Origin of the sequence: Rossellomorea pakistanensis (genome assembly GCF_016908495.1) — a bacterium.
GTDB lineage: Bacteria > Bacillota > Bacilli > Bacillales > Bacillaceae_B > Rossellomorea > Rossellomorea pakistanensis.
On the sequence record NZ_JAFBDZ010000003.1, the window covers coordinates 1 to 25091 of the forward strand.

20 protein-coding genes, 16 tRNA genes, 2 rRNA genes and 1 other annotated feature are annotated in these 25091 nt (G+C 39.2%); of the genes, 36 read left to right on the forward strand and 2 right to left on the reverse strand.

Translation table 11 applies throughout. From position 1 onward, the window contains the following. The 35 genes from JOC86_RS13830 to JOC86_RS14000 form a co-directional block, all read left to right on the forward strand. Window positions 1-367: ribosomal RNA gene (locus tag JOC86_RS13830) — 23S ribosomal RNA — on the forward strand; the annotation flags it as partial. A gap of 145 nt (window positions 368-512) precedes the next feature. Next, a 5S ribosomal RNA gene (gene rrf, locus JOC86_RS13835) occupies window positions 513-628 on the forward strand. A gap of 7 nt (window positions 629-635) precedes the next feature. Beyond that, window positions 636-710 (forward strand) — tRNA-Asn (locus JOC86_RS13840). Window positions 711-713: 3 nt separating this feature from the next. Beyond that, a tRNA-Ser gene (locus tag JOC86_RS13845) sits at window positions 714-805 on the forward strand. Between the two features lie 20 nt (window positions 806-825). Then, window positions 826-900: transfer RNA gene (locus JOC86_RS13850), tRNA-Glu, on the forward strand. A 10-nt stretch (window positions 901-910) separates the two neighbouring features. Then, window positions 911-986: transfer RNA gene (locus JOC86_RS13855), tRNA-Val, on the forward strand. Between the two features lie 22 nt (window positions 987-1008). Then, window positions 1009-1085: transfer RNA gene (locus tag JOC86_RS13860), tRNA-Met, on the forward strand. A gap of 3 nt (window positions 1086-1088) precedes the next feature. Then, a tRNA-Asp gene (locus tag JOC86_RS13865) sits at window positions 1089-1165 on the forward strand. Window positions 1166-1486: 321 nt separating this feature from the next. Further along, window positions 1487-1562 (forward strand) — tRNA-Phe (locus JOC86_RS13870). Between the two features lie 53 nt (window positions 1563-1615). Next, window positions 1616-1691: transfer RNA gene (locus tag JOC86_RS13875), tRNA-Thr, on the forward strand. A 10-nt stretch (window positions 1692-1701) separates the two neighbouring features. Next, window positions 1702-1785: transfer RNA gene (locus JOC86_RS13880), tRNA-Tyr, on the forward strand. Window positions 1786-1792: 7 nt separating this feature from the next. Beyond that, window positions 1793-1866 (forward strand) — tRNA-Trp (locus JOC86_RS13885). A 13-nt stretch (window positions 1867-1879) separates the two neighbouring features. After that, a tRNA-His gene (locus JOC86_RS13890) sits at window positions 1880-1955 on the forward strand. A 45-nt stretch (window positions 1956-2000) separates the two neighbouring features. Then, window positions 2001-2072: transfer RNA gene (locus tag JOC86_RS13895), tRNA-Gln, on the forward strand. A 3-nt stretch (window positions 2073-2075) separates the two neighbouring features. Further along, window positions 2076-2150, forward strand: a tRNA-Gly gene (locus JOC86_RS13900). A gap of 6 nt (window positions 2151-2156) precedes the next feature. Next, window positions 2157-2230, forward strand: a tRNA-Cys gene (locus JOC86_RS13905). 7 nt (window positions 2231-2237) lie between these two features. Further along, a tRNA-Leu gene (locus tag JOC86_RS13910) sits at window positions 2238-2318 on the forward strand. A gap of 506 nt (window positions 2319-2824) precedes the next feature. After that, window positions 2825-3985 (forward strand): MFS transporter, encoded by a 1161-nt coding sequence (locus JOC86_RS13915; RefSeq protein WP_205173539.1) that lies wholly within the window; start codon window positions 2825-2827, stop codon window positions 3983-3985. A 288-nt stretch (window positions 3986-4273) separates the two neighbouring features. After that, window positions 4274-4564, forward strand: a complete 291-nt coding sequence (locus tag JOC86_RS13920) for an antibiotic biosynthesis monooxygenase family protein (protein WP_205173540.1) — start codon at window positions 4274-4276, stop codon at window positions 4562-4564. A 31-nt stretch (window positions 4565-4595) separates the two neighbouring features. Beyond that, window positions 4596-4940: an avidin-fold protein gene (locus JOC86_RS13925; RefSeq protein ID WP_205173541.1), complete on the forward strand. Its 345-nt coding sequence runs from the start codon at window positions 4596-4598 to the stop codon at window positions 4938-4940. Between the two features lie 137 nt (window positions 4941-5077). Beyond that, window positions 5078-6283, forward strand: coding sequence for a lactate 2-monooxygenase (locus tag JOC86_RS13930; protein WP_205173542.1), 1206 nt, complete (start codon window positions 5078-5080; stop codon window positions 6281-6283). Window positions 6284-6702: 419 nt separating this feature from the next. Beyond that, window positions 6703-6776, forward strand: a tRNA-Gly gene (locus tag JOC86_RS13935). Window positions 6777-7055: 279 nt separating this feature from the next. Further along, window positions 7056-7478: a hypothetical protein gene (locus JOC86_RS13940; protein ID WP_205173543.1), complete on the forward strand. Its 423-nt coding sequence runs from the start codon at window positions 7056-7058 to the stop codon at window positions 7476-7478. A 22-nt stretch (window positions 7479-7500) separates the two neighbouring features. After that, window positions 7501-8115, forward strand: coding sequence for a signal peptidase I SipW (gene sipW, locus JOC86_RS13945; protein WP_239587617.1), 615 nt, complete (start codon window positions 7501-7503; stop codon window positions 8113-8115). A gap of 75 nt (window positions 8116-8190) precedes the next feature. After that, window positions 8191-8781 (forward strand): CalY family protein, encoded by a 591-nt coding sequence (locus JOC86_RS13950; protein ID WP_205173544.1) that lies wholly within the window; start codon window positions 8191-8193, stop codon window positions 8779-8781. A gap of 52 nt (window positions 8782-8833) precedes the next feature. After that, the gene (locus tag JOC86_RS13955) at window positions 8834-10339 is read left to right on the forward strand and encodes an alkaline phosphatase PhoX (protein WP_205173545.1); all 1506 of its coding nucleotides are present in this window, start codon (window positions 8834-8836) and stop codon (window positions 10337-10339) included. 244 nt (window positions 10340-10583) lie between these two features. After that, window positions 10584-11480, forward strand: a complete 897-nt coding sequence (locus JOC86_RS13960; protein ID WP_239587657.1) for a carbohydrate ABC transporter permease — start codon at window positions 10584-10586, stop codon at window positions 11478-11480. Further along, window positions 11480-12307 carry a carbohydrate ABC transporter permease gene (locus JOC86_RS13965; RefSeq protein WP_205173547.1) on the forward strand — a complete coding sequence of 276 codons (828 nt, stop codon included), beginning with the start codon at window positions 11480-11482 and terminating at the stop codon, window positions 12305-12307. Before JOC86_RS13960 ends, JOC86_RS13965 begins: the two co-directional genes overlap by 1 nt. A gap of 81 nt (window positions 12308-12388) precedes the next feature. Continuing rightward, window positions 12389-13666 carry an ABC transporter substrate-binding protein gene (locus tag JOC86_RS13970; protein WP_205173548.1) on the forward strand — a complete coding sequence of 426 codons (1278 nt, stop codon included), beginning with the start codon at window positions 12389-12391 and terminating at the stop codon, window positions 13664-13666. Window positions 13667-13846: 180 nt separating this feature from the next. Beyond that, window positions 13847-15637: a sensor histidine kinase gene (locus JOC86_RS13975; RefSeq protein WP_205173549.1), complete on the forward strand. Its 1791-nt coding sequence runs from the start codon at window positions 13847-13849 to the stop codon at window positions 15635-15637. Then, window positions 15618-17177: a response regulator transcription factor gene (locus JOC86_RS13980; protein ID WP_205173550.1), complete on the forward strand. Its 1560-nt coding sequence runs from the start codon at window positions 15618-15620 to the stop codon at window positions 17175-17177. The genes JOC86_RS13975 and JOC86_RS13980 overlap by 20 nt, the downstream gene beginning before the upstream one ends. Before the next feature lie 18 nt (window positions 17178-17195). Continuing rightward, window positions 17196-17921, forward strand: a complete 726-nt coding sequence (locus JOC86_RS13985; RefSeq protein WP_205173551.1) for a ThuA domain-containing protein — start codon at window positions 17196-17198, stop codon at window positions 17919-17921. An 11-nt stretch (window positions 17922-17932) separates the two neighbouring features. Beyond that, window positions 17933-18958 (forward strand): Gfo/Idh/MocA family protein, encoded by a 1026-nt coding sequence (locus JOC86_RS13990; RefSeq protein ID WP_205173552.1) that lies wholly within the window; start codon window positions 17933-17935, stop codon window positions 18956-18958. A gap of 15 nt (window positions 18959-18973) precedes the next feature. Further along, window positions 18974-20014: a Gfo/Idh/MocA family oxidoreductase gene (locus JOC86_RS13995; protein WP_205173553.1), complete on the forward strand. Its 1041-nt coding sequence runs from the start codon at window positions 18974-18976 to the stop codon at window positions 20012-20014. A gap of 12 nt (window positions 20015-20026) precedes the next feature. Continuing rightward, window positions 20027-20995, forward strand: a complete 969-nt coding sequence (locus tag JOC86_RS14000) for a sugar phosphate isomerase/epimerase family protein (protein ID WP_205173554.1) — start codon at window positions 20027-20029, stop codon at window positions 20993-20995. A 179-nt stretch (window positions 20996-21174) separates the two neighbouring features. On the opposite strand, the gene JOC86_RS14005 is transcribed toward JOC86_RS14000, so the two are convergent. Together JOC86_RS14005 and JOC86_RS14010 are read right to left on the reverse strand one after the other, a co-directional pair. After that, window positions 21175-22518, reverse strand: a complete 1344-nt coding sequence (locus tag JOC86_RS14005) for a sodium-dependent transporter (RefSeq protein ID WP_205173555.1) — start codon at window positions 22516-22518, stop codon at window positions 21175-21177. Window positions 22519-22608: 90 nt separating this feature from the next. After that, window positions 22609-22818, reverse strand: a binding site (T-box leader). Window positions 22819-22887: 69 nt separating this feature from the next. After that, the gene (locus JOC86_RS14010; RefSeq protein WP_205173556.1) at window positions 22888-23556 is read right to left on the reverse strand and encodes a B3/B4 domain-containing protein; all 669 of its coding nucleotides are present in this window, start codon (window positions 23554-23556) and stop codon (window positions 22888-22890) included. Between the two features lie 313 nt (window positions 23557-23869). Here JOC86_RS14010 and queG point away from each other — a divergent pair, with 313 nt between their 5' ends. Then, window positions 23870-25009 (forward strand): tRNA epoxyqueuosine(34) reductase QueG, encoded by a 1140-nt coding sequence (gene queG / locus JOC86_RS14015; RefSeq protein WP_205174218.1) that lies wholly within the window; start codon window positions 23870-23872, stop codon window positions 25007-25009. The last annotated feature ends 82 nt before the right edge of the window (window positions 25010-25091 follow it).

Genomic DNA, 25091 nt, shown 5'->3' on the forward strand with positions numbered 1-25091 from the left:
TCGGTCCCAAGGGTTGGGCTGTTCGCCCATTAAAGCGGTACGCGAGCTGGGTTCAGAACGTCGTGAGACAGTTCGGTCCCTATCCGTCGTGGGCGCAGGAAATTTGAGAGGAGCTGTCCTTAGTACGAGAGGACCGGGATGGACGCACCGCTGGTGTACCAGTTGTCTTGCCAAAGGCATCGCTGGGTAGCTATGTGCGGAAGGGATAAGTGCTGAAAGCATCTAAGCATGAAGCCCCCCTCAAGATGAGATTTCCCATCACTTATGTGAGTAAGATCCCTGAAAGATGATCAGGTAGATAGGTCTGAGGTGGAAGTGTGGTGACACATGGAGCTGACAGATACTAATCGATCGAGGACTTAACCAAGTCATATATATGAAACGATACTCGCTTTTTCTTGACATCATTCTTTATCTAGTTTTGAGAGAACAAATTTTTTTAAAAAAACTCTTGAAAAAATTGAAATACAAGGTATAATAATACTTGTCTCTAAAAAAGAAAGTACATACAGTCTGGTGATTATGGCGAAGAGGTCACACCCGTTCCCATGCCGAACACGGAAGTTAAGCTCTTCAGCGCCAATGGTAGTTGGGGGATTCCCCCTGTGAGAGTAGGACATCGCCAGGCATATCGTTCCACAGTAGCTCAGTGGTAGAGCTATCGGCTGTTAACCGATCGGTCGCAGGTTCGAATCCTGCCTGTGGAGCCATAAGGAGAGCTGTCCGAGTGGTCGAAGGAGCACGATTGGAAATCGTGTAGACGGTCAACGCTGTCTCAAGGGTTCAAATCCCTTGCTCTCCGCCATTTGAACACAAACTTACAATGGCCCGTTGGTCAAGCGGTTAAGACACCGCCCTTTCACGGCGGTAACACGGGTTCGAATCCCGTACGGGTCACCACTTACATAATGGAGGATTAGCTCAGCTGGGAGAGCATCTGCCTTACAAGCAGAGGGTCGGCGGTTCGATCCCGTCATCCTCCACCATTTTTAAACCATATAATATCATCGCGGGGTGGAGCAGTCTGGTAGCTCGTCGGGCTCATAACCCGAAGGTCGCAGGTTCAAATCCTGTCCCCGCAACCAAATGGTCCGGTAGTTCAGTTGGTTAGAATGCCTGCCTGTCACGCAGGAGGTCGCGGGTTCGAGTCCCGTCCGGACCGCCAGTTTAAAATAAAAATGATCCTTCAGGGTTTATACCCAATAGAAGGAAAAGGGTTTCGATAAGCGAGAAGGTCGAGAAAGCGACTGAAAGAACACCAGAGCGTATGTGAATACGTGAGGATGTGAGTGAAGGAGCTGACGAAGAGATTCGAAGCTTAGCGGAAGCCGAAAATTATATGGCTCGGTAGCTCAGTTGGTAGAGCACGACCGAGTAAGCTTCAAAGCGTTACTTCAGCGCACAAGTCGAGCAGCTACTTGATTAAGCTTCCTGAGACTTGGGTGATGGACTCAGCACTATTTCATTTAGGAAACAATATTAATAAGGCTCGGTAGCTCAGTTGGTAGAGCAATGGACTGAAAATCCATGTGTCGGCGGTTCGATTCCGTCCCGAGCCACCACCATTTAATCTAGTGGCTCAATAGAGTTATGTCAGCAGTTTGATCTTAGTAATGCCGGTGTAGCTCAACTGGTAGAGCAACTGACTTGTAATCAGTAGGTTGGGGGTTCAAGTCCTCTTGCCGGCACCATTAGATATATGGAGGGGTAGCGAAGTGGCTAAACGCGGCGGACTGTAAATCCGCTCCTTCGGGTTCGGCAGTTCGAATCTGCCCCCCTCCACCATTCTTATAGGGGTATAGTTTAAAGGTAGAACAGAGGTCTCCAAAACCTCCGGTGTGGGTTCGATTCCTACTACCCCTGCCAATTAATCATTATGGCGATTGTGGCGAAGTGGTTAACGCATCGGATTGTGGTTCCGACATTCGTGGGTTCGATTCCCATCAGTCGCCCCATAATTGTAGTAACATTACAAAAATGAAATACATATATTATATCGATGGGCTATAGCCAAGCGGTAAGGCAACGGACTTTGACTCCGTCATGCGTTGGTTCGAATCCAGCTAGCCCAGTTTGCGGAAGTAGTTCAGTGGTAGAACATCACCTTGCCAAGGTGGGGGTCGCGGGTTCGAATCCCGTCTTCCGCTCCATATCGAGGCGGCATAGCCAAGTGGTAAGGCAGAGGTCTGCAAAACCTTTATCACCGGTTCAAATCCGGTTGCCGCCTCCATTTTTTTGCCGGTGTGGCGGAATTGGCAGACGCGCACGACTCAAAATCGTGTTCCTCTGGAGTGCCGGTTCGACCCCGGCCACCGGTATCATTAACAAGCATTGGAACGGTACTTACAAGCGTAGGTAGCGTTATTTTTTTGCGTTTAAGGACCATTTAAATGACTGTGAGCACCGTAAAGCCCCGTTTTCCTATTTTACAGGACGTCGGGGTTTTTTAATTGCGAAAAAGTAGAGGGGTGTTAACCGGTTAAACGGAGCCGAGATTCAAGTTTCTCAAGCCATGAGGAAGAAAAAGCGCGTAAACAGGTGATACAATCAAAAATGGGCAAGCATTGAGGTAAAAAGATTAAGTCAAACACATTCAAATGTGGAAGGCTTCTTATTTTCCTCTTCTCATTGACTGATTATTTCCATTAAATTATAATCGGCTTAACAGTAAAGGGATTGAAAATATTACAAAGGAGATGTTGAGATGACACCATACGCAAGACCTCCTTGTTAATCTTTAGGATCAACTAGCTCACGAGCACCTCCATGTTCTGATTGACAAACTGTAATCAGAAATGAGAGGAGCTTAATCGTGGATTATAGGATGAATATTTGGAAACTATATGCCATTCGTATTTTTCAGAGCCTAATCCCTGCCTATGTTATTGAAAGGTTGTTTTGGGAGCAGAGAGGCATGACCATTCAAATGGTTGTGTATACGGAAATCATTTTTGCCATTACCATTGTTTTACTTGAGGTGCCGTCAGGAATTATCGCAGACAAGTGGGGTCGTAAAAACATGATCCTGTTAGGAGCCTTTTTGGAAGGCGGCATGTTTCTTATACTGATTTTCGCAACGGAGTTCTGGCACTTTGCTGCTGCTATTTTTCTATCAGGGATTGCTAATTCTGCAAGCAGAGGTGCGGAAAATGCACTACTTTATGATTCATTGCTGCTAAATGGCAGGGAACGGTCATTTGAAAAGTACCTCGGCCGATTGAATGTCTGTGATGTAACATCAGCCATCCTAGCAGCATTATGTGGAAGCTTTTTAGCAAGCGAGTTTACCTTTGAATTTAATTATTGGCTATCGCTTGCCAGTATGCTTATCTCTGTGTGTTTATCGTCAATGCTGATTGAACCAGCTGTGAAAGGTAACACTGGAGAATCCGTCGCTTTCAAAGAATATATAGTAGCTTCTGTGCAGTTTTTCAGAAGAAACCCAAGTGTATGTCTTATGGTACTTTCCGGTATGGTGACGGGTGCTTCTTTGAGTTTCGTCTGGGAGTTTTGGCAGCTTTATTTGAACAGACTGGAGATTCCGGTTGTCTATTTCGGATTATTTTCTGCAGCTTTTATGTTCTTGAGCCTTCCCGGAAATTTGCTCGCCCATATTTTGATAGACCGATTCAAGTACAGGACCTTGCTATTAACTGTAACTGCATTTATGTCTGTAGGATTCTTATATGTATCACTCATTAAAGATTTTACTGGTCTAGTGGCGATTTCCATTATTTTTTTGGTTTCAGGAATAATTGATCCCCTTGTTAGCGGATATATACATCATAGAATGGATTCCTCCATAAGAGCGACCATTGATTCGTTTCAGTCATTAGGACTGAATGCAGTGCTAATCATGACGGGGCTGGGATTTGGATATTTTTCATCTGAATTTGATGTTTTCGGTGGGTTCGGCTTCATTGCCGTGATTTGCGGGGGATATTTTCTTTACTTTTTAATTACGTCCAAAGATGCAATTGAATAGAAAAACGGAAAATAGGCTGTCACTTGTGTGGCAGCCATATTTTGACGAGAGTTTACAGTTATTCTAATAGCAAGTTTTAATAGAGATTATAATATAGAAATTATAAGGATATAAGCACTGATCAATGTTGGTGCTTTTTTTAGTTGATAGAAAATTAGGTTGTCTTCCTTGTATAGGGGATTTGTTTATATCAGGGAAATTTCATCAAATCCAGAAGGTTTTCAATCATTCGTCTTGAATATATAGATAACACAAAGAAGTAGGATTATATAGATTGGAGGTAATAAGATGATTCTTGAAGCAGTCATATTGAATGTGAGAAAGGGAAGGGAGCAGGAGTATGAGGAAGCCTTTAAAAAGGCTTCTACTATTATTTCCTCCATGAAGGGTTACATATCTCATGAATTACAGAGATGTTTAGAAGTGGAAGGGAGATATTTATTGCTTGTGAACTGGGCAACACTTGAGGACCATACAGAAGGGTTTAGGCAATCGAAAGAATATCAAGAATGGAAACAGCTGTTGCATGATTTTTATGATCCTTTTCCTTCTGTTGAACATTTTGAAAGGGTAGATTAATTTTTTATTGATAAAAAAGGAGAAGATTTTAATGATTGATTATAATGGTCGTACTTTTGTTTCGATCACCAATACGAAAAATGGTGAGGTTTCGTCAAAAACTTATTTTCACTATAAACAAGAAGGAAATATTCTTACTGCTACCTATCATGGTGGAGAAATCGTTCAGGGGACATTGATTGGAGTCGTTGATGGTAATGGGAGTCTAGAGTTTAGATATAATCATGTGAATAGGAAAAGTCAGATCAGAGGTGGAAAATGTGTTTCTACGCCAGAAATGTTATCTGATGGAAGAATAAGACTATATGAAAAATGGAAATGGCTTGACGAAGACCAGAGTGAAGGAGAATCCATTATTGAAGAAGAAATAAGCTAGGTGCTTTAATCGGTTCGCTTTTCAATAAAATATTTAGGTTGTTAGACAATTTGTATTATTTGATGTGCTTTGCCTCTATGAGATGTAGTTATAAGCAGTTTCTTTTAATCTATATTATTACTTAAAGGAGATTTAAAATGTCGAATTTCGGTAACCAAGTTCAATCTAAATTGTATCAAACGATGAAAAATCCTGATCCAAATAGGCTTCCCGTTGTTTATGAGGAGTGGGAAAAGCGTGCACGTGAGGTATTAGAAGACGGACCGTTTTATTATGTAGCGAGTGGCTCCGGTGGGGAGAAGACGTTGAAGGCAAATCTTGAAGCCTTTGATCACTGGAAGATCGTACCTAGAATTTTAAGAAATGTGGAAAATCGTGATTTATCCGTAGAGCTATTAGGTCATTCATATCCTTTTCCTTTACTTCATGCTCCCATTGGTGTGCAATCGATCATCCATCCAGAAGGTGAGCTAGCGTCCGCAAGGGCTTGTGCTGCAATAGGGGTTCCTTTTATTACGAGCTCTGCATCGACTAAATCGATGGAGGAAATTGCAGTAGCCATGGGGGATGCACCTAGATGGTTTCAATTATATTGGAGTAAAGATGAGGATATAGCAGCTAGTTTTTTAAGAAGAGCTGAGAAGTCAGGGTATTCTGCAATCGTGGTCACATTAGATACACCTATGATGGCATGGCGTGAATTTGACCTGAAAAATGTTTATTTACCTTTCTTAACAGGGGAAGGGGTTGGAAATTACTTAACAGATCCATCTTTTTGTTCGAAGCTAGCGAAGTCTCCCGAAGAGGATCCAGAATCTGCTATTGCCTATTGGACCCAAGTATTTGGCAATGCTAGCTTAACATGGAATGATCTTGCATTTCTACGAAAACATACGAAATTACCAATCTTGCTTAAAGGCGTCTTACATTCAGATGATGCAAAAATGGCATTGGAATATGGGGTTGACGGAGTCATTGTTTCAAATCATGGTGGCCGCCAAGTAGATGGAGCCATAGGAGCCATTGAGGCGCTTCCGCACATCTGTGATGTCATACAAGATCGAATTCCTGTACTGATGGATAGTGGGATAAGAAGAGGTTCAGATGTTATTAAGGCAATGGCCCTTGGTGCAAAAGCCGTGCTTGTTGGAAGACCATGTATGTATAGATTGGCTGTTGCGGGAGAACAAGGGGCGAAAGAAGTCTTACAAAACATGATTGCTGATTTGGATATAACGTTAGGATTAACAGGAGAAAGAGCGGTTAAGGAATTAAATAAATCAATCCTTATGAAATCAAATTTGTTAAGCTCTTCCCTAGAAGGCATACAACAAGGTGTTTGATGCAATCGTAGTAGGTCCTGAACAGGGCTGGTAGTCACAGCTGAAATTGCAAATGCCGAAAAAAAATGTTTTGCAAGAGACCAAGAGCCAGAAGCTTCATTCGAGGACAAGTATGGTGGTCCTTCGATGGTTTGTTGCTTGTCGACTCACCAGAAAATCCGGTCTACAAGGATCTTGGGAATTAGTAGGTACATTCGTTTTACAGATCAATCAGACGAACAACCCAAGCTGCTGATTTGAAGTAAATAGATTGGGTGTACTCAAAAGAGTTTACCTTCTTTTGAGTACAATCTTTTAAATGAAAAAAACTTTTTTTAAAAAACTATTGCATTTTTCGACAATCCTCGTTATAATAATAATTGTTCGTTGGTGAGACAAACAAGAAAGTTCATACAGGATCTATGACGAAAATTTAATATGCGGGTGTAGTTTAGTGGTAAAACCTCAGCCTTCCAAGCTGATGATGTGAGTTCGATTCTCATCACCCGCTCCATACATAACTTCAACTTCCTTATTTATAAGGGAGTTTTTTTGTGTTGAAAATGACATAAAGAGAATAATGGTTCTTATTTACTGTTATAATCAAAACCAACTGGAAAAGTGTAGTGATTAATACCCTTTTTGTTGCTTAGATTTATAGTAATTTATGTTTATTTTCTGATATTTACATCCTATTTACTCTTTATTTATGTTTCCTTAATAATAATTTCCTATGATTCAATTGTACTGAGAAATTTGTCGAGTGTAGTATTTTCGACAAGCAAATAAAGAGGTGGGAAAGATCGAAACATGGAAATTAACGTCAAGTGAAAAACGGGTATCGATTAACTTTATAAAAATTTTCAGTATTTATTCTTTGCTTTGCTTTAATTTAACTCAGCTTACCGTACCAACTTCAGCCGTTTTTAAAGATGCTCACGAAGCTACTGGTGTTATAAAAACTGGTACTTGGACAAATACGTTATCCGACAAAAGCGAGAAGTCAAAACTTCAGCCACCATCAAGAGAAACCACACCAAAAGCCCTCGTTTCATCTATATCAAGTAATCCATCAAACATAGAAGAACAACAACGTTCTAATACTGATCAAATACACCCATCAGATTATTCGGAAGTAGAGAAAAATTCGACAGAGAATAAGAAAGAAAAGGATTTATCTAAAACCACCACCAAAAATGAAATCCATGGAGGATAAAAACCCCCTTTGCTTCAATGTGATGAATAAGAAATCAACCATATGGGAGATGAAGGAAATGATAAAGAAAGCGATTAAAGCCTTTAGGAACTTGCTCTCAGCTATTCTTTTTTTGATTTTAATTCTCACGACGCTAACAGTGATGATTTCAAAAGCTTCAGGCGGGGAACCGAATGTTTTCGGTTATCAGTTTAAAACGGTCCTTTCCGGATCAATGGAGCCTAGTATTCAAACCGGATCGGTGATTGCAGTTAAGACTGTTGAAGAAAATAAAAGATTTCAAAAAGGAGATATCATCACATTTATCAATGAAGATGATCTTTTAATCACTCACAGGGTGATTGAGGTGAAATCGAATGAAAGCCGAATTAGCTATATTACGAAAGGCGACAACAATGACGGAGCAGATAGAGAACCTGTTTTACCGCAAAATGTAAAAGCGGAATATACCGGTTTTACACTACCTTATGTTGGTTATTTCTTAAATTTGGTCAATTCGAAAATCGGAAGTGCATTGCTACTAATCATCCCTGGGTTGTTACTCATTACCTATTCTATTTTCACCATATGGAAAGCTCTTTCTGAGATTGATAGAAAGAAAGAACAAGAATCGTTTTTGGAACGGAGTAGTTCTTAAAGGCATTGGTTCTCCACGAAAGTGGTTTTCAATAAAAATTATGCCCTCAACGGGTAAACAGGGAGGAATTTTTTTATGAGTATTAAAAAGAAGCTGGTTATGGGAGTAGCATCTGCGGCATTAGGACTGTCACTGGTTGGTGGGGGAACGTATGCCTACTTCAGTGACACGGAGGTGACTAACAACACATTTGCAGCCGGTACATTGGATTTAGCTGCAAATCCGACAACAATTGTCGATGTTGAGAATATCAAACCAGGTGATTCGGTCACTCGTACATTCCATCTTGAAAACAATGGGACATTAGACATCCAACAAGTCTTATTGGAGACAGGGTATACAGTTCATGATGCAAAGGGGGATAACGGTTCTGAGGATTTTGGTGAGCATATTGAAGTGGAGTTTTTATACAACGTAGATAACATACATGAAGTGATCTATAAAACAACCCTTGCAGATCTTCAAAATATGACACCTGAAGCCGTGGACCAACACGTATTCTATCCATGGCTGGGTGAAAAGGGTCTTCCATCGGGGGCAGAACACGAGCTACTTGTTAAGTTCAATTTCGTTGATAATGGTGAAGATCAAAATTTCTTTCAAGGAGATTCATTAGCTCTCGAATGGACATTTGAAGCAAAGCAAACCGCTGGTGAAGATAAATAACACTTTAATAACATTTTCCGATAAAACGAATAAAATAAGGAGGCTTTAAATCATGACAAGACAGGAAAGCGGACCGAAAAACTTGAATAGACGAGATTTTATCAAATTAGGTGGAATGAGTACGGTTGCCTTAACACTTGGGTCTGCGGGATTAATGGGAATGAATCCAGCTAAATCATTTGCGAAATCAAATGGAAATCCGGCAAACAAAGGGCAAAATTCTTTTAGTGGTTTTGGACCATTAGTGAAGGATCCAGGCGGGGTGATTGATCTTCCAAAGGGATTCCAATACCGTATTATTTCTGAAGAGGGAAAGAGAATGACAAATGGTGCACCGATCCCTGGTGATTTTGATGGCATGGCCGCATTCCAAGGTCCAGGGCATTTAACGATTTTAGTACGTAACCATGAATTGAGCGGGTCAGAATCTGCTGTACCTGGCAAAAACCCATATAACAAACAAGCTCCTGGGGGAACGACAGCACTAGTCATTGGACCGGATCGCAGGTTATTTTCTGAATATGTGACTTCTTCAGGTTCCCTTCAAAACTGTGCTGGTGGACCAACACCTTGGGGGACATGGTTAACATGTGAGGAGAATCGAACAAATGATCATGGATATGTATTTGAGGTTATGCCAAATGAGCCTGAGAACAATCTATCGAAAACTCCTATTAGAGATATGGGCTTTTTCTCACATGAAGCAACAGCTATTGATCCAGCCACTGGGATCGTGTATTTAACAGAGGATGATTTCCGTGGAAAGATTGATCCGAATGATCCTACTAATGACGAACGTTCTAGCTTCCTATATCGTTATATCCCAAATGACACAAGCAAGCGGCCAGGTGCATTGCAAAAAGGTGGAAAGCTTCAAGCGATGGCGATTGAAGAAAAGAAGAATCCAGATGCAGATTTTATGAATCCAGGGCAACGATTTGGTGTTGTTTGGAAGGATGTAAATAAAGAAGAACCTCATGATGATGCTTTAGCAAGTGGATGTGTCCGTTTTAATCGATTAGAAGGAGCTTACTTTGCTGGTGGAGTTTTCTGGTTTGATGATACAGCCGGAGGGGAAAAACGACTTGGTCAAATTTATCGTTATATTCCAGCAACTGAAACGTTAGAGCTTTTTTATGAAGGAACAGAAGCAAACAAAATGGAAAGCCCAGATAATATCTGCATTACACCTTGGGGAGACCTGTTATTTGCTGAGGACGGTGGAAATGGTAACCGTGTCATGGGGATCACCCCAGAAGGAGAAGTATACCCGTTTGTCAATAATCGTCTAAATGGTTCTGAATTCTGTGGACCTACCTTCTCACCAGATGGGAAAACATTCTTCCTTAATATTCAATCACCTGGAATTACATTCGCGATTTGGGGGCCATTCCCAGGTCGTAATCCAGCACGGCAGCGCTATATGGGACATGCTGCGCCTCCAGCAGATTTTGCACCAAAGATTTCGGCACATTCACAAGAAATCGCCAAAGCTAACGGAATTTCTGGTTTAGAAGCGGCTGCATTTCTTCGTCATGGAGTACCTCTAAAGTTATAAGGAAGTAATAAACCTCTGTTACTACTGAGTAGCAGGGGTTTTTCTATTTACACCATAACTAGAAAGATGCGATTTAAATAATCTGAAAATACAGTCAATATTTTATCCCTATTGCGTCAATTGAGTCCCCCTATATTTTCTTGATCTACCTTTATAATAATAGAAAACGTTTACATTTCAGATGGGGTGGTGAGATTGAATGAATACCGAACTTGAAACAAAAATGGCAAATACAAAACCAGTAATGAATAGCGTCCCAAAAAGAAAGGTTAATTGGAAGAGAATCCTTACTTATTCCGCTTTTGTTGGGCCTGCACTACTATTTTTTCTTGTTATACAAATTCTTCCTTTTATTATGGGACTTTATTATTCTTTTACATCATGGAATGGTGTTAGTTCCGTTGTGGAATGGGTGGGAATCGAAAATTACATTCAGATTTTCGCTAACGATCCGACCTTTTTTGATTCTTTTCTGTTTACAACAAAATTTATGTTTGCTGCTGTTGTGATTAGTAATTTAATAGGATTCAGCTTTGCCTTACTATTAAACGCAGCATTAAAGACGCGAAATATGTTACGTACCGTTTTTTTTATCCCAAATGTTATCGGTGGGTTGCTACTTGGGTTTATCTGGCAGTTTATTTTCGTGAAAGGCTTTGCTTCAATCGGAAATTTAACGGATATTGAATTCTTTAAAATGCCTTGGCTTGGAGATGAGAAAACGGCATTCTGGGGAATTGTGATTGTATTTGCATGGCAGATTAGCGGGTATATGATGGTCATCTATATTGCTGCCCTACAGGGAGTAGATCAATCCTTATTAGAAGCGGCAAGGATGGATGGGGCCACAAGCTGGACACTTTTGACGAAGATTATTATTCCTTTAATCCTGCCTGCATTTACGATTTGTTTCTTCTTGACGATCTCCATGGCATTTAAAATATTTGATTTGAATCTCTCCTTAACAGGGGGAGGACCATTTAACTCGACACAGTCTGTCGCTATCAATATTTATCAGGAAGCTTTCCAAAACAATCGCTATGGATTAGGAACAGCTAAATCGATTCTATTTTTCATCGTTGTTGCGATTTTCACGACGATTCAAGTGATGATGACAAAGAAAAAGGAGGTTGAAGCATAATGAATCCTAACTATACAAAAAAGACATTTGTATTAGAGATCATTGGGATTCTATTGGGCATCATTTTTCTTATCCCTTTTTACTTTGTTTTCATAAACTCGGTTAAAGGTTTTTCAGAAATATTAATAGATGCTGCTGCATGGCCGAAAGAGTTTTTATTTACAAACTATGTGAAGGTGTGGGATGTCATCAATTTTCCAAGGGCATTTTGGAATTCCGTCATTATCACAGTGGTTAGTAATATTGGGCTTGTTGTCATTAGTTCGATGGCTGCTTGGAAGATGGTAAGAACGCCAGGGAAGTTTAGTAAAATTCTATTTGTTCTGTTCGTCTCCGCCATGGTCATTCCTTTTCAAACCGTGATGATTCCCTTGATGAAGCTTGGTGGAACATTAGGTATTACAAATAGTATTCCAGGACTCATTATAATGTACTTTGGCTTCGGGGTTCCACTTTCCCTATTCCTCTACCATGGTTTCGTAAAAACAGTTCCAATTGAAATTGAGGAATCTGCTAAGATGGATGGTTGTAGTGAATTCGGAGTATTTTGGAGAATCGTGTTTCCGTTATTAAAACCGATTACAGTGACAGTTATCATTTTAAATACGCTTTGGATTTGGAATGATTTCCTTTTGCCTTTACTCGTGCTCCAAGACGCAGAATTACGGACGATTCCACTTGCAACCAGCTCCTTCTTTGCTCAGTACACGAAGCAATGGGACATGGGGTTAGCGGCATTGGTACTTGGGATTACGCCAATTATCATCTTTTTCCTATTTCTACAAAAACACATCATTAAAGGAATTGCTTCAGGTTCTATTAAATAGATATCAAGTTTACTATCTATCTGTATAGGTTGATAGTAAACTTATATAAATTAAACGATTTACAAGGAGGTCAATGCTTTTATGAAGCGCATTTTTATGACTTGTTTATCCATTGTATTAGTTTTAGGTATTATAAGTGGTTGTTCTTCAAGCAATTCTAGTGGAGGCTCAGAGGGTGATTCTAAATCAGGGGAAGATGTTGTTACACTAGATTTCTTCCAGTTCAAGGTAGAAATCGCTGATCAGCTTCAGGAGATGATTAATGAGTTTGAAGCGGAGCATCCAAATATTAAGATTAAGCTTGAGACGGTTGGAGGGGGAGCTGATTATGGTGCAGCTTTGAAAGCAAAATTTGCTTCTGGTGAACAGCCTGACATTTTTAATAACGGCGGTTTTAAAGAGCTGGAGCTTTGGAAGGAGCATTTGGCAGATCTCTCTGGTGAGCCATGGGTGGACCATTTATTGGATATCGGAAAGGTACCGATGACAGCTGAGGATGGTAAGCTTTATGGAATGCCTGTAAATCTTGAAGGTTATGGCTTTATTTACAATAAAGATTTATTCAAGAAAGCGGGAATTACGGAACCTCCTAAAACGATTGACGAGTTGAAGGCGGCTGCTAAAAAGCTGGAAGACAAGGATATTACTCCTTTTTCAGCTGGATATGGCGAGTGGTGGGTAATTGGGCAGCATTTACTTAATATCCCTTTTGCGCAACAAGAGGATCCTGTTGCTTTTATTGAGGGGTTAAATGAAGGATCCGAAACTATGGTGGGAAATGAGAAGTTTAAGCAATTTAAAGAAGTCATCGATACGGAGATCGACTTTGGAAATGATAACCCGTTAACAACGGACTACAATACACAAGTAACGCTATTCGCTTCTGGTGAAACAGCGATACTTCAACAAGGAAACTGGACTGAGAACATGATCTATGAGATTAATCCAGATATCAACATGGGCTTTCTGCCAATTCCGTTAAGCAATGATGCGGTGGCAAATCGTCTACCTGTAGGGGTACCAAATAACTGGGTATTAAACAAGAATTCCGAGCACCTTGAAGAGGCTAAGCTATTCTTGAACTGGATGGTCTCGTCTGAAACAGGAAAACGTTATTTAACCGAAGAATTTGCCTTTATTCCAGCATTTGATAACATTGAGCCAACTGGTTTAGGTTCATTAGGGGAATCCATTCTTGAATATTCTAAGGAAGAAAAGACCATTCCGTGGACATGGTTTAGATGGCCTGATGGAGCGAATAAGGAGTTTGCAGCTGCAATTCAAGAATATGCTGCAGGGAAAATTGACTATGAAACATTAATCCAACGTTTCCAAGATACATGGGATGACTTGAAGTAAATCTAAATAGGGCTGTCCCAAACAATGGAGCCGGGAGTCGCCATTCAAATATGATAATGGTTCCAGCTTTTATTGGGACAGCTTATTTTACACGTTAAAATCTACCAAAATATTTATTCCCCAAAAGGCTATTAGCACATTATACTTAACCTTAAACAGAGACAGGGGAGGTACCTAGGGATGAAAACCAGTATTCGAAATAAACTCATCGTTCTTTTATTACTTATTACTATTTTACCCTTTGGTACATCGATTATCATTACGTATTTCTACACGAAAGAAACGTTAAAGGATCAAGTGGTTCAAGAAAATAGTAATCTACTTTATCAAGGAAAAGTAAATTTAGAAAACTATATTAATGAATTAGATGGTTTAACATTATCTCTCTACAATAACCCTGATTTCTTGAATTTTATTAAAGCACCGAATAAAGAAAATAATTATACAACAATTGAAACGATGAAAAATGTCGTTCAGACGATTTTATATGCTGAAGACACTATTAAAGGGGTTCAAATTAATTTCGCCGATGAGAATAAGGCGATTTCAGCTTCTCGAAGGACGACGGTCATATTTTCTGACAGACGAATTCGATCAAATCAGAAGGCATTTACTAATGCAAAACATAGCCCTTTTAATATGTATATTGAACCCAGTGAAGCCAAAGACGTTGGTTCAAGCCCAATAATCACCATTCACCGAGCGCTTACCAATATTCCCTCTAGTGAAGTGCTGGCTTATATTTCTTTGGAGATCTCACCTCGGAAAATAGTAGACCTTAGTCAAAATTTATATAACCGGGATACCGAAGAATTTTATATTATTTCATCAAATGGAGAATTAATTTACCATTCTAACAATGAACCAGCAAATGTAAAGCAAAAGTGGATTGAAAAGATACAAGAGTCTGATCAAGAAAAAGGAACATTAGAGTGGAAGGATGATTCCTTTAATGGTGTGATGATGTATGATCAGATGGAATCCTCAACGGGAGGCTGGTTTTTAGTCAAAAGAGTTCCTTATACGACTTTATATGAAAGTGCTCTAAATGTGACGAAGATTAATATCATGTTCGGAGTCATCGGCTTATGTCTAGTGATCCTTTCAACCTTATTTGTATCATTTAAAATTACTTCACCTATTCGAATTCTCGTTCAAAATATTAAAGAGGTTGAAAAGGGAAATATGAAAGTGCAATTTAAGTCTTTAGGAAATGATGAAATTGGGGTACTCGGAGATCGATTTAAGCAAATGATTGAGAAAATCAATCACCTTATCAATCGTGAGTTTAAATTAGAGATTGAAAATAAAACCAATCAATTAAAAGTCCTGCAATCCCAAATAAATCCACACTTTTTATATAACGCCTTACAGTCGATAGGAACGATTGCCTTAAAGAATAAAGTACCTCAAATTTATTCCCTTATTACGTATCTCTCTAAAATTATGAGATATGGTATGGATATGGATGAAGACATTGTCCCATTACATAAAGAGATTAGTTATACGAAAGCCTTTCTTTTGCTACAAAAAGAAAGATTTGGAGAGAACTTAGAATACTCGATTGAGGTTGGTAAAGAAGTCGAAGAAGTTCTAGTTCCTAAGATGATTTTACAGCCAATAATCGAGAACTATTTCAAGCATGGCTTTGATATCCGTGAAGGAATTGGCCAAATGAATTTGTCATGCCAGAAAGAGGGTTCGCAATTGCTCATTCAAATTAAAGACAATGGAGTGGGTGTATCCGAAAGGCGACTTAAGGAGATTTATCAGAATTTTCAAGAAGGGAACCTTAAAAGGAATGGAGAACAAACTAATATAGGGTTGAAGAATGTTTATGTCAGGTTAAAGCTCTATTATGGGAAAATCGCCACTTTGCAGCTTAATAATCAAAAAGAGGGGGGCTTGTTGGTTACCATGGGGCTGCCAATAAGTATGGAAGGTGGAAAAAATGAAGGCAATCATAATTGATGATGAGAAGCATGTCCGTGAAGGCTTACTCCTTTTAGGGGAGTGGCAGAAATATGGAATCAACACCATATTGGAAGCAGAGAATGGTGATGACGCGATTACACTCATTTCTGAGCATGGACCAGAAATTATTTTTACAGATATGAGGATGCCGAAAAGAGATGGGATTAGCCTGATTAAATGGCTTCATGCTTCGGATAGTAAAAGTAAAACGATTGTTGTAAGCGGTTATGATGATTATGAATATATGAGAAATGCCATTTGCTATAAGAGCTTTGACTATATTTTAAAGCCAATCGACCCTGGAGTTTTAAATAAAACACTAGAAAGAGCGGTAAAGGAATGGAAAGAACAAGCTCTCTCAAGAAATTCTCAAAAAGAAGGGGATTTGGTTATTAATGAGGTGAAATCCCTTTATTGGGACCGGTTATTTTCATTATTCTTAACCAAATCACAAATTTCTAAGGAGGAAGAGAAAAAAATAGAAAAAGAGTATTCAATCAAGATTTCGAAAGAATCCTGTACTATGGCTGTAATTTCATTAAAACCATTGATTTTAAAGCAATTCCAAGGAGATACAGAGCTTGCTTTCTCTACGATTACGAATATTTGTAATGAATTGTTACGTAAGCAAAATGATGGAGTTAGTTTTCGGAATATTAATCAAGAAAATGAGTTGGTTATATTATTCTGGAGAGAAAAGAATATCGCGTACCTTATAGACCAAATTTACCTGCAGATCTATCAATATAATGGGATGAGAAGCATCATTGCATTGGGACATGAAGCAAATCAGTTCAAATCAGCATATGAATCTGCTAAAGAAGTGTTTCTCAAACATGATCTAACAAGTAAAAACAGGATTGTAACATCAAAAGAAATCAACTCTCGTCAAATTATCCATCTTCTTGATTTTTCACAGGATTTAAAGTGGGCTATTAGGAGTGGAAGTCTTGAACAGGTGGAGACCCTATTAAATTGCATTTTTACAAAGATTGAAAACTCTCTATTTCTAGAACAATTAGAAGATTGGGACATGCAATTTGAACTTCTGCAGAAAAATTGGTTAAATGAATATGAGATTCATAGCTCAAATGTTTTATATAGAGGATCTGATTATTGGAAGGATGATGGAACATTCTCTTTTCAAAAATTTAAAGATGAAAAAAAGAAGGAATTTCTCGATTTAATTAAGACTTTAACAGATGCAAAGTATCAGAAAGAAAAAAACAGTATGCAAAAAATCGAAGAATATCTTCAGCAAAATTATCAGCAGGATATAAACCTGAAAGAAATTGCGGATCGTTTTTACTTAAGCAGAGAGTATATCTCCAGAAAGTTCAAACAAGACTTTAATGAAACCATTACTGATTATTTAACAAAGATTCGATTAGAAAAAGCAAAAGAATTACTCGAAAACCCATATTTAAAGATTTATGAAATTGCTTATTCTGTTGGTTATCAAAATGAGAAGTATTTTAGTAAAGTCTTTAAAAAGCTCATTGGATTAACACCTAATGAATATCGAGGGTCTAAATAATTTGTGGGAGGTTTATCAATGTTAAATGTGACCGTTTGGAATGAAAATCGACATGAGCAAAAGAATCCTAAGGTAAGAGAAGTATATCCGGAAGGTATTCATGGGGCCATTGCTTCTTTTTTAAAAGAAGAGGCATTTCAAGTTAAGACTGCGACTTTAGACGAGCATGAGCATGGCCTATCAGATGAAGTTCTGAATGGCACGGATGTCCTGATCTGGTGGGGGCATATGGCTCATGAAGACGTGAGGGATGAAATTGTAGAAAAGGTAAAACAAAGGGTTCTTGATGGAATGGGGCTAATTGTTCTTCATTCAGGCCATTTTTCTAAAATATTTAAAACATTAATGGGAACCTCCTGTGACCTAAAATGGAGAGAAGCTGATGAAAAAGAACGTATTTGGATAGTTGATCCTAGTCATCCCATTGTAGAAGGATTAGGAGAATACATAGAGCTCGAAAAGGAAGAGATGTATGGAGAGCATTTTGATATACCTGCCCCAGATCAACTCGTTACGGTAAGTTGGTTTGAAGGTGGAGAAGTGTTTAGAAGTGGGTGCACCTATACCCGTGGACATGGGAAAATCTTTTATTTCCGTCCGGGCCATGAAACCTACCCCACTTATTTTCATAAGGATGTTCAACGTATCATAATGAACGCTGTAAAATGGGCTAAGCCTGCTGAAAGAAAAAAAATGGTTTACGGAAATGCTCTGGCACTTGAAGAAATCAAAGGGAGCCACTAGGAGGAATCATAATGAATAAAATCAAGGTAGCTATTATTGGTTGTGGAAGTATTGCCAAGCATCGTCATTTACCCGAGTATAAAGCACATGAATTCGTAGAAATTGTTGCTGTCTGTGATATTGTTGCTGAAAGGGCAAACGGTTTCGCAAAAGTGTATGAAGCAAAAGCTCACACGAATTATGAGGAATTGCTAAGAGATTCAACGATTGATGCGGTCAGTGTTTGTACGCCCAATTATTTGCATGCACCAATATCAATTGCAGCTCTTCAAGCGGGAAAGCATGTACTTTGTGAAAAACCGATGGCGACTTCACGAGGGGAAGCAGAAGAAATGATTTCAGCAGCAGAAAGAAGTAATAAGAAGCTCATGATTGCCCACAATCAACGTTTTGTCCCATCCCATAAAAAAGCCAGAAAGTTGATCGAGAATGGGGAGGTAGGAAAAATCTATAGCTTCCGTACGGCATTTGGTCATGGTGGTCCTGAAGGCTGGAGTGCCGATGGGAAGGATAGTTGGTTTTTTAGAAAAAATGAAGCATTCATTGGCGCAATGGGGGATCTCGGAGTTCATAAAACCGATTTACTTCGTTTTTTACTTGGAGAAGAGTTTGTAGAAGTAGGTGCCTTTGTAGAAACAAGTGCAAAAGAGAATACAGATGTCGATGATACAGCCGTATGCGTTTTAAAAACAGAAAGTGGGACAGTTGGCACGTTAGCTGCAAGCTGGTCTTACGTTTCAAAAGAAGATAATTCAACGATCATTTACGGAGAAAAAGCGATTTTACGTTTAGAGGATGATCCTGTGAATTCGTTGATTGTTCAGTATCAAAGTGGTGAAGTTGTAAAATATGAACTCGGCGGTATTCAAACAAATGAAGATGGAAACCAAACGAGTTCTGGAGTAATCGATCAATTTGTGAATTCTATTCTTCATAACATCCAGCCCCCTGTGACAGGGGAAGAGGGAATGAAATCTCTTCAAGTCGTATTATCTGCGTTAGAATCGAATGAAACCAAACGAATTATTAAATTGTAATTGAGGTGTCTATAAGTGAAGAAACTGCGAATGGGAATTGTGGGAGTAGGAGGGATAGCGCAAGACCGTCATATCCCCACATATCTAACCTTAACTGATCAAGTAACAATTGAGGCGATTAGTGATGTAAATGATAATACAGCAAAGCTAGTCGCAGAAAAATTCTCTATTCCAAATGTGTATTCACATTACGAAGAAATGTTTCAAGACGTAGATGCTATTACGATTTGCACCCCTAATAAATATCATGCTGAAATTTCAATTGCCGCTTTAGAAGCCGGTATTCATGTGTTATGTGAAAAACCAATGGCGATGAATCCCGAAGAATGTCAACAGATGCTTGAGGCAGCAGAAAAGTCAGGTAAGGTATTATCCATTGCCTATCATTATCGGTATATGAAAGATTCACGAGCAGCTAAAAGGGTAATCATTGAAAATGAAATTGGACGACCAATCGTTGCGAGAGCAAAGGCATTAAGAAGAAGGAAGGTTCCTGGCTGGGGAGTATTCACAAATAAAGAGCTTCAAGGGGGAGGGAGCTTAATTGATTATGGCTGTCATTTTCTCGATTTATCTCTCTGGCTTTTAGGAAACCCAAAGCCTATTGAAGTGATGGGAAGCGCTTATAATCATTTAGGGAAAATACCGAATCAAGTCAATTTATGGGGAAAATTCGATCATGAATCGTTTGAAGTAGATGATCATGTAACCGCTTATGTAAAATTCGATAACGGTGCATCCATGCTTTTTGAAACATCATGGTTGGCCAATATCAGGGATGATGAAGAAAGCTTAAGTATATCCGGTGAAACAGGAGGAATCGATCTATTCCCCTTACATTTAAACCAAGCAAAGTATGGCGTGCTGTTAAATAGTGAAGCCGACTGGGTTCCAGGAGAAGAGGATCCAAGTGTCCCGCAAGCACAGAATTTCATTAATAGTTGCTTAGGGTTTGAGGAGCTTGTTGTGAAACCAGAAGAAGCCATGCAAGTATCGAAAATTATTGATGCCATCTACAAAAGCAGTGAAACAGGCAGAAGCATCCGATTACAATAGGAGGAAGAATTGATGAAACTAGGTGTATTTACTGTATTATTTTCTCAAAAAAACTTTGAAGACATGCTAGGATTTGTAAAAGATGCAGGTCTTAAAGCGGTGGAAATCGGAACAGGCGGTTATCCAGGAAACGCTCACTGTGACTTGGATGAACTACTAGAAAACGAGGGTAAAAGAAAAGACTATTTAGAGAAAGTAACATCAAGAGGGTTAGAGATTAGTGCCTTTAGCTGTCATGGAAACCCAATATCACCGGAAACAGCTTTTGCTGAAGAATCACATCTAGCATTAGAAAAAACGATTAAATTGGCGAGCTTAATGAATGTACCAGTTGTGAACTGTTTTTCTGGAACGGCTGGTGATCATGAAGGAGCGAAATACCCAAATTGGCCTGTTACTCCATGGCCAAATGAATATGGAGAGATCCTGAAATGGCAATGGGAAGAGAAATTGATTCCTTATTGGAAAAAGGTTGGTCAGTTTGCAGAAGAACATAATGTAAAGATTGGACTCGAGCTCCATGGAGGCTTCTTAGTTCATACGCCATACACACTGCTAAAATTAAGAGAAGAAACATGTGATGCAATTGGAGCGAACTTGGATCCAAGTCATTTATGGTGGCAAGGAATTGATCCAGTAGCAGCCATTAAAATTTTAGGGAAAGCAGGGGCCATTCACCACTTTCATGCGAAAGATACTTACATCGATCAGGATAATGTGAATATGTATGGGCTTACCGATATGCAGCCATATGGCAGTGTACAAACCCGTGGATGGTCGTTCCGCTCTGTAGGCTGCGGCCATAGTTTACAGGAATGGTCCAATATGATGAGTGCACTAAGGACATATGGATATGATTATGTCGTCAGTATTGAACATGAGGACCCAATTATGTCAATTGAAGAAGGATTTGCACGAGCAGTAAAAAACCTGCAAGCTATTTTGATAGAAGAACAGCCTTCTGAAATGTGGTGGGTTTAGAAATTAGGATACTTTGGTAGTGTTTGGATCGGTGTGATGTAATTTGTCGCTTCCTGTCGTTTTGCTGATATATGGAAGATTTAGATCGATAAACATCAGAAATAGACTGATAAATTACGAGTTTTAACCGATAAAAAGGGCGCCAGCAACGCGGCGCCTTTTTAAAACTATAGAGCTATTTACCAAACACCTAATACATCCAGCATAACAGCAAGAATTAACAATGGTGCAACAAATCGAATAAGGAAATACCAGATTTCAAATAAGCCCTTTTTAAAGGAGCTTCCTCTTTTTAACTCTTCATAAAGTGTAGATTTTTTCATTTTTACCGGAACAAAAATGGCTATGAGCAGTGAGCCTATTGGTAATAAAACATTACTAACGGCAAAGTCGGCAAGGTCAAAAATCGTTTTGCCAAAAAGTGTTATTTCTCCTAGAATTCCAAATGATAACGCAGATGGTATGCCGCATACAAATATTGCCAGACCGATAATCCATGCCCACTTTTTCCTTTGTGTTGGTTCTCCCTTTGAAATTACGGAAACAATAATTTCAAGCATAGAGAAAGCGGATGTAAGTGCAGCAAAGAGGAACAGCACTAGAAACGCAATAAAGAAAAACATACCAAATGGAATTTGACTGAAAACGGTTGGTAGTACGTTAAATAGTAGGACTGGTCCTGCTCCGGGCTCAAGATTGAAAGAAAAGACGGCCGGGAAAATCGCTAATCCCGCTAGAAGCACGATGAAAATATTCATTCCGACTATTGAAAAAGCTGAACGAGGCAGACTTTGTGTCTTTGGTAAATAAGAACTGTAGGTGACCATGACAGATACACCAACACTTAAAGTGAAGAAAGATTGTCCCATTGCTTCTAATATTGTTTGCGATTTTACTTTTGTAAAATCGGGTTGTAAAAGGAACTTAATCCCCTCCATGGCACCATCTAGAGTAACCGCACGGATCACAAGTATGATAAAAAGAATAAATAATGCCGGCATCATGATCGCACTTGCACGCTCGATCCCTTTTTGGACTCCTTTTGAAACAACGAAAATCGTCATTAGAATAAATAATAGCTGAACAAAAACACTTATCATCGGATCTGATATGGTTTCACCAAATACTACCGCATATTGATCTGAGTTTAGTCCATTCAAATCTCCCACAATCGCTTTGAAAAGATAGACGACAATCCATCCACCAATGACACTGTAGAAGGAAAGCAGAATAAAGGAAGTGACCATTCCAATAATTCCCACCCAGTGCCATTGGGTTCCTGGAGCTATTTTTCGATACGAATCAACGGCATTGTCTTGTGCCGATCTACCGATTATAAATTCTGCTAACAGTAATGGTAATCCTAGTATAAGAGTAAATATGATAAAGATAAGAAAGAAGGCGCCTCCCCCATTTTGACCAGCAATATAAGGGAATTTCCAGATTGCCCCTAAGCCGATGGCAGACCCTGCTGCAGCTAATATAAAGCCAAGCTTGGATGACCATTGTTCACGTTGACTCACACTCATTCTCCTCTCAATTGTTTATTCATTGAATTGATGCTTTTCAAACCGTCAGAGACAGTATGCAATAAAAAAATCGCCCCTACATACAGTAGGGACGATTGAATATCGCGGTACCACCCTAGTTATGGGGAAAATCCCCATCACTCTTCACGTGTAACGGTCTTCACCGTCTTTTGCTACTAACAAAAGATGCTCTGGAAAATGAAATTCGCTTATCATTATGTACCGATTCACAGCAACCATCGGCTCTCTTAGACAGGGAAAGGGCAGCTACTAATTTTCCTTCTTAGCATGTGTATTCAATATTAGGTAATACAATTTTTATCATGTTTTTAGTCGAATTGTCAAGAATATTTTAATAATTTGTCAGCATTGAAGGATGGAAAATGCTCCCTCACCACCATGGATCTGTACAAACATATCCATCAGTGATTGCGTTAATTTATTGGCTTCCTCCATCGTTAAAGAAGGCTGTAAATATAGTACTTGAATTGCTGATGTAGTCTCTTTAGTCACTGCCGTTCGCTCTGAATCGACAAAAGGACTTCCGAATGGACCGGTTTCATCCTTTGTGACGAAGAGATTTTCTAAAGAATTGACTCTGCCATTTAACCCTATATATTCTTCACCTGCTTCTCCGATTGTAATCGAGATCGGTCCATTAATTTTATCTAAGTCATAAATACCTAATGGTACTCCGTATTGCAGAGAAAAGAAATTATTAAGATCAGTTGCTGAGTGAATAGGTGTTAAATAATTTTGCTTCTTAATTCGCCTATAGAGGGCTTCAGCTGAATGCCGATAACGGTTAGGGTCCTTCCCTAACTTTTTAAATATGGTTCTCCATTCTTGAATGGAAGGGATATCTGTTACATTTTTCGATTCAAGATCAAAATAGATCGATTCCTGAAAGAGCTGTAAACGACCTCGCAGCATTTGTGGAGAATCACCGACTTGAATATTATGATAGGTGATAATTCCTAGCTTTATATCGTTAATCTGATTGCATAAAGAAGAATTTAGTATGACTTCCAATGTTTAATCCCTCCCAAATTGATTAAAAATAGTTTATCATAGAAAACAATGAGTTTTCACTTATCCAATTTCGGAAAGATACTTTTCGTACAGGGGTTTAGTATAAATTTAGGGACTATAAAATAAGGAAATTGGCTAATCGCAATTTCTACAATTCCGACCTCTCCCTTCTGACATTAAGCACAGAAAGGGATACAGAATTTTAGCTGATTTGCTTTTAACAACAAAGTTTGTGAATGCAGACTTCAAGAAAGAAAGGAGGGTTAGACAAGCACCACTTATCAAGAAGTAGGTATTGGTGCTGACATTCGATATGGACTTTCAAAAATTAAAAAATGAAATCATTGAATACAGTAAAACGATCGGAATAGATAAAATAGGATTTACGACGGCGAATACGTTTTCTGAAATGAAGAATCTATTAATCCGTCAGGAAATGCTTGGGTATCAGTCGGGATTTGAGGAAAAGGATATTGATAAGCGCGTTGATCCCTCCTTGATTTTTGATCAACCAAGATCGATTATTGCGATTGCCTTAGCCTATCCCTCACGAATGGAAAATGCTCCAAGAAGTAAAAAGGGGGAAAGAAGAGGGATTTTTTGTCGTGCATCATGGGGACAGGATTACCATGACGTGCTAAGAAATCGACTCCAAAAATTAGAAGAATATATTTCTTCTAAAGTACCCGATGCAAAATTTAAATCGATGGTCGATACAGGTGAATTAGTGGATAGGGCGGTTGCTGAGAGGGCTGGTATTGGTTGGAGCGGAAAGAATTGTGCCATTATTACACCAGAGTTTGGCTCGTATGTTTATTTAGGCGAGATGATTACGAACCTGCCATTTGAACCAGATGAGCCGATGACTGATCAATGTGGAACTTGCAATAAATGTGTGGATGTTTGTCCAACAGGAGCCTTGGTTGAAGGCGGACAATTGGATGCCGGGAAATGCATCGCCTTTTTAACACAAACAAAGGGCTTCCTTCCAGACAAATACAGGACAAAGCTCGGAAATCGTCTCTATGGCTGTGATACATGTCAAACCGTATGTCCGGAGAATAAAAGAAAGGATTTTCATATTCACGAAGAAATGGAGCCAGATCCAGAACTAGTTAAGCCACTTTTGAAACCATTATTGACCATAACTAATCGTGACTTCAAAGAAAAGTATGGAAAAATGTCTGGTTCTTGGAGAGGAAAGAAGCCTATTCAGCGAAATGCGATTATTGCTCTCGCTCATTATAAGGATGATACGGCGATAGATGAGCTGATTACAGTTATGAAGAAGGATGTAAGACCGGTTATGCGCGGGACAGCTGCATGGGCGATAGGAAAGATTGGTCATGAACAAGGATTTTCAGCACTCATTGAGGCAAAAAATGTTGAAAAAGATAAGGAAGTACTAGCAGAAATTAATAAGGGGCTTAAGCTCTTAGAAGAACAGAAATGACTTTATTAATAGGAGGGATCTAGTTCGATTCATAGGTTCTCCTTTGGTAGGGTCATTTCTTTTTTGTTTTGAAGCAGCCCAA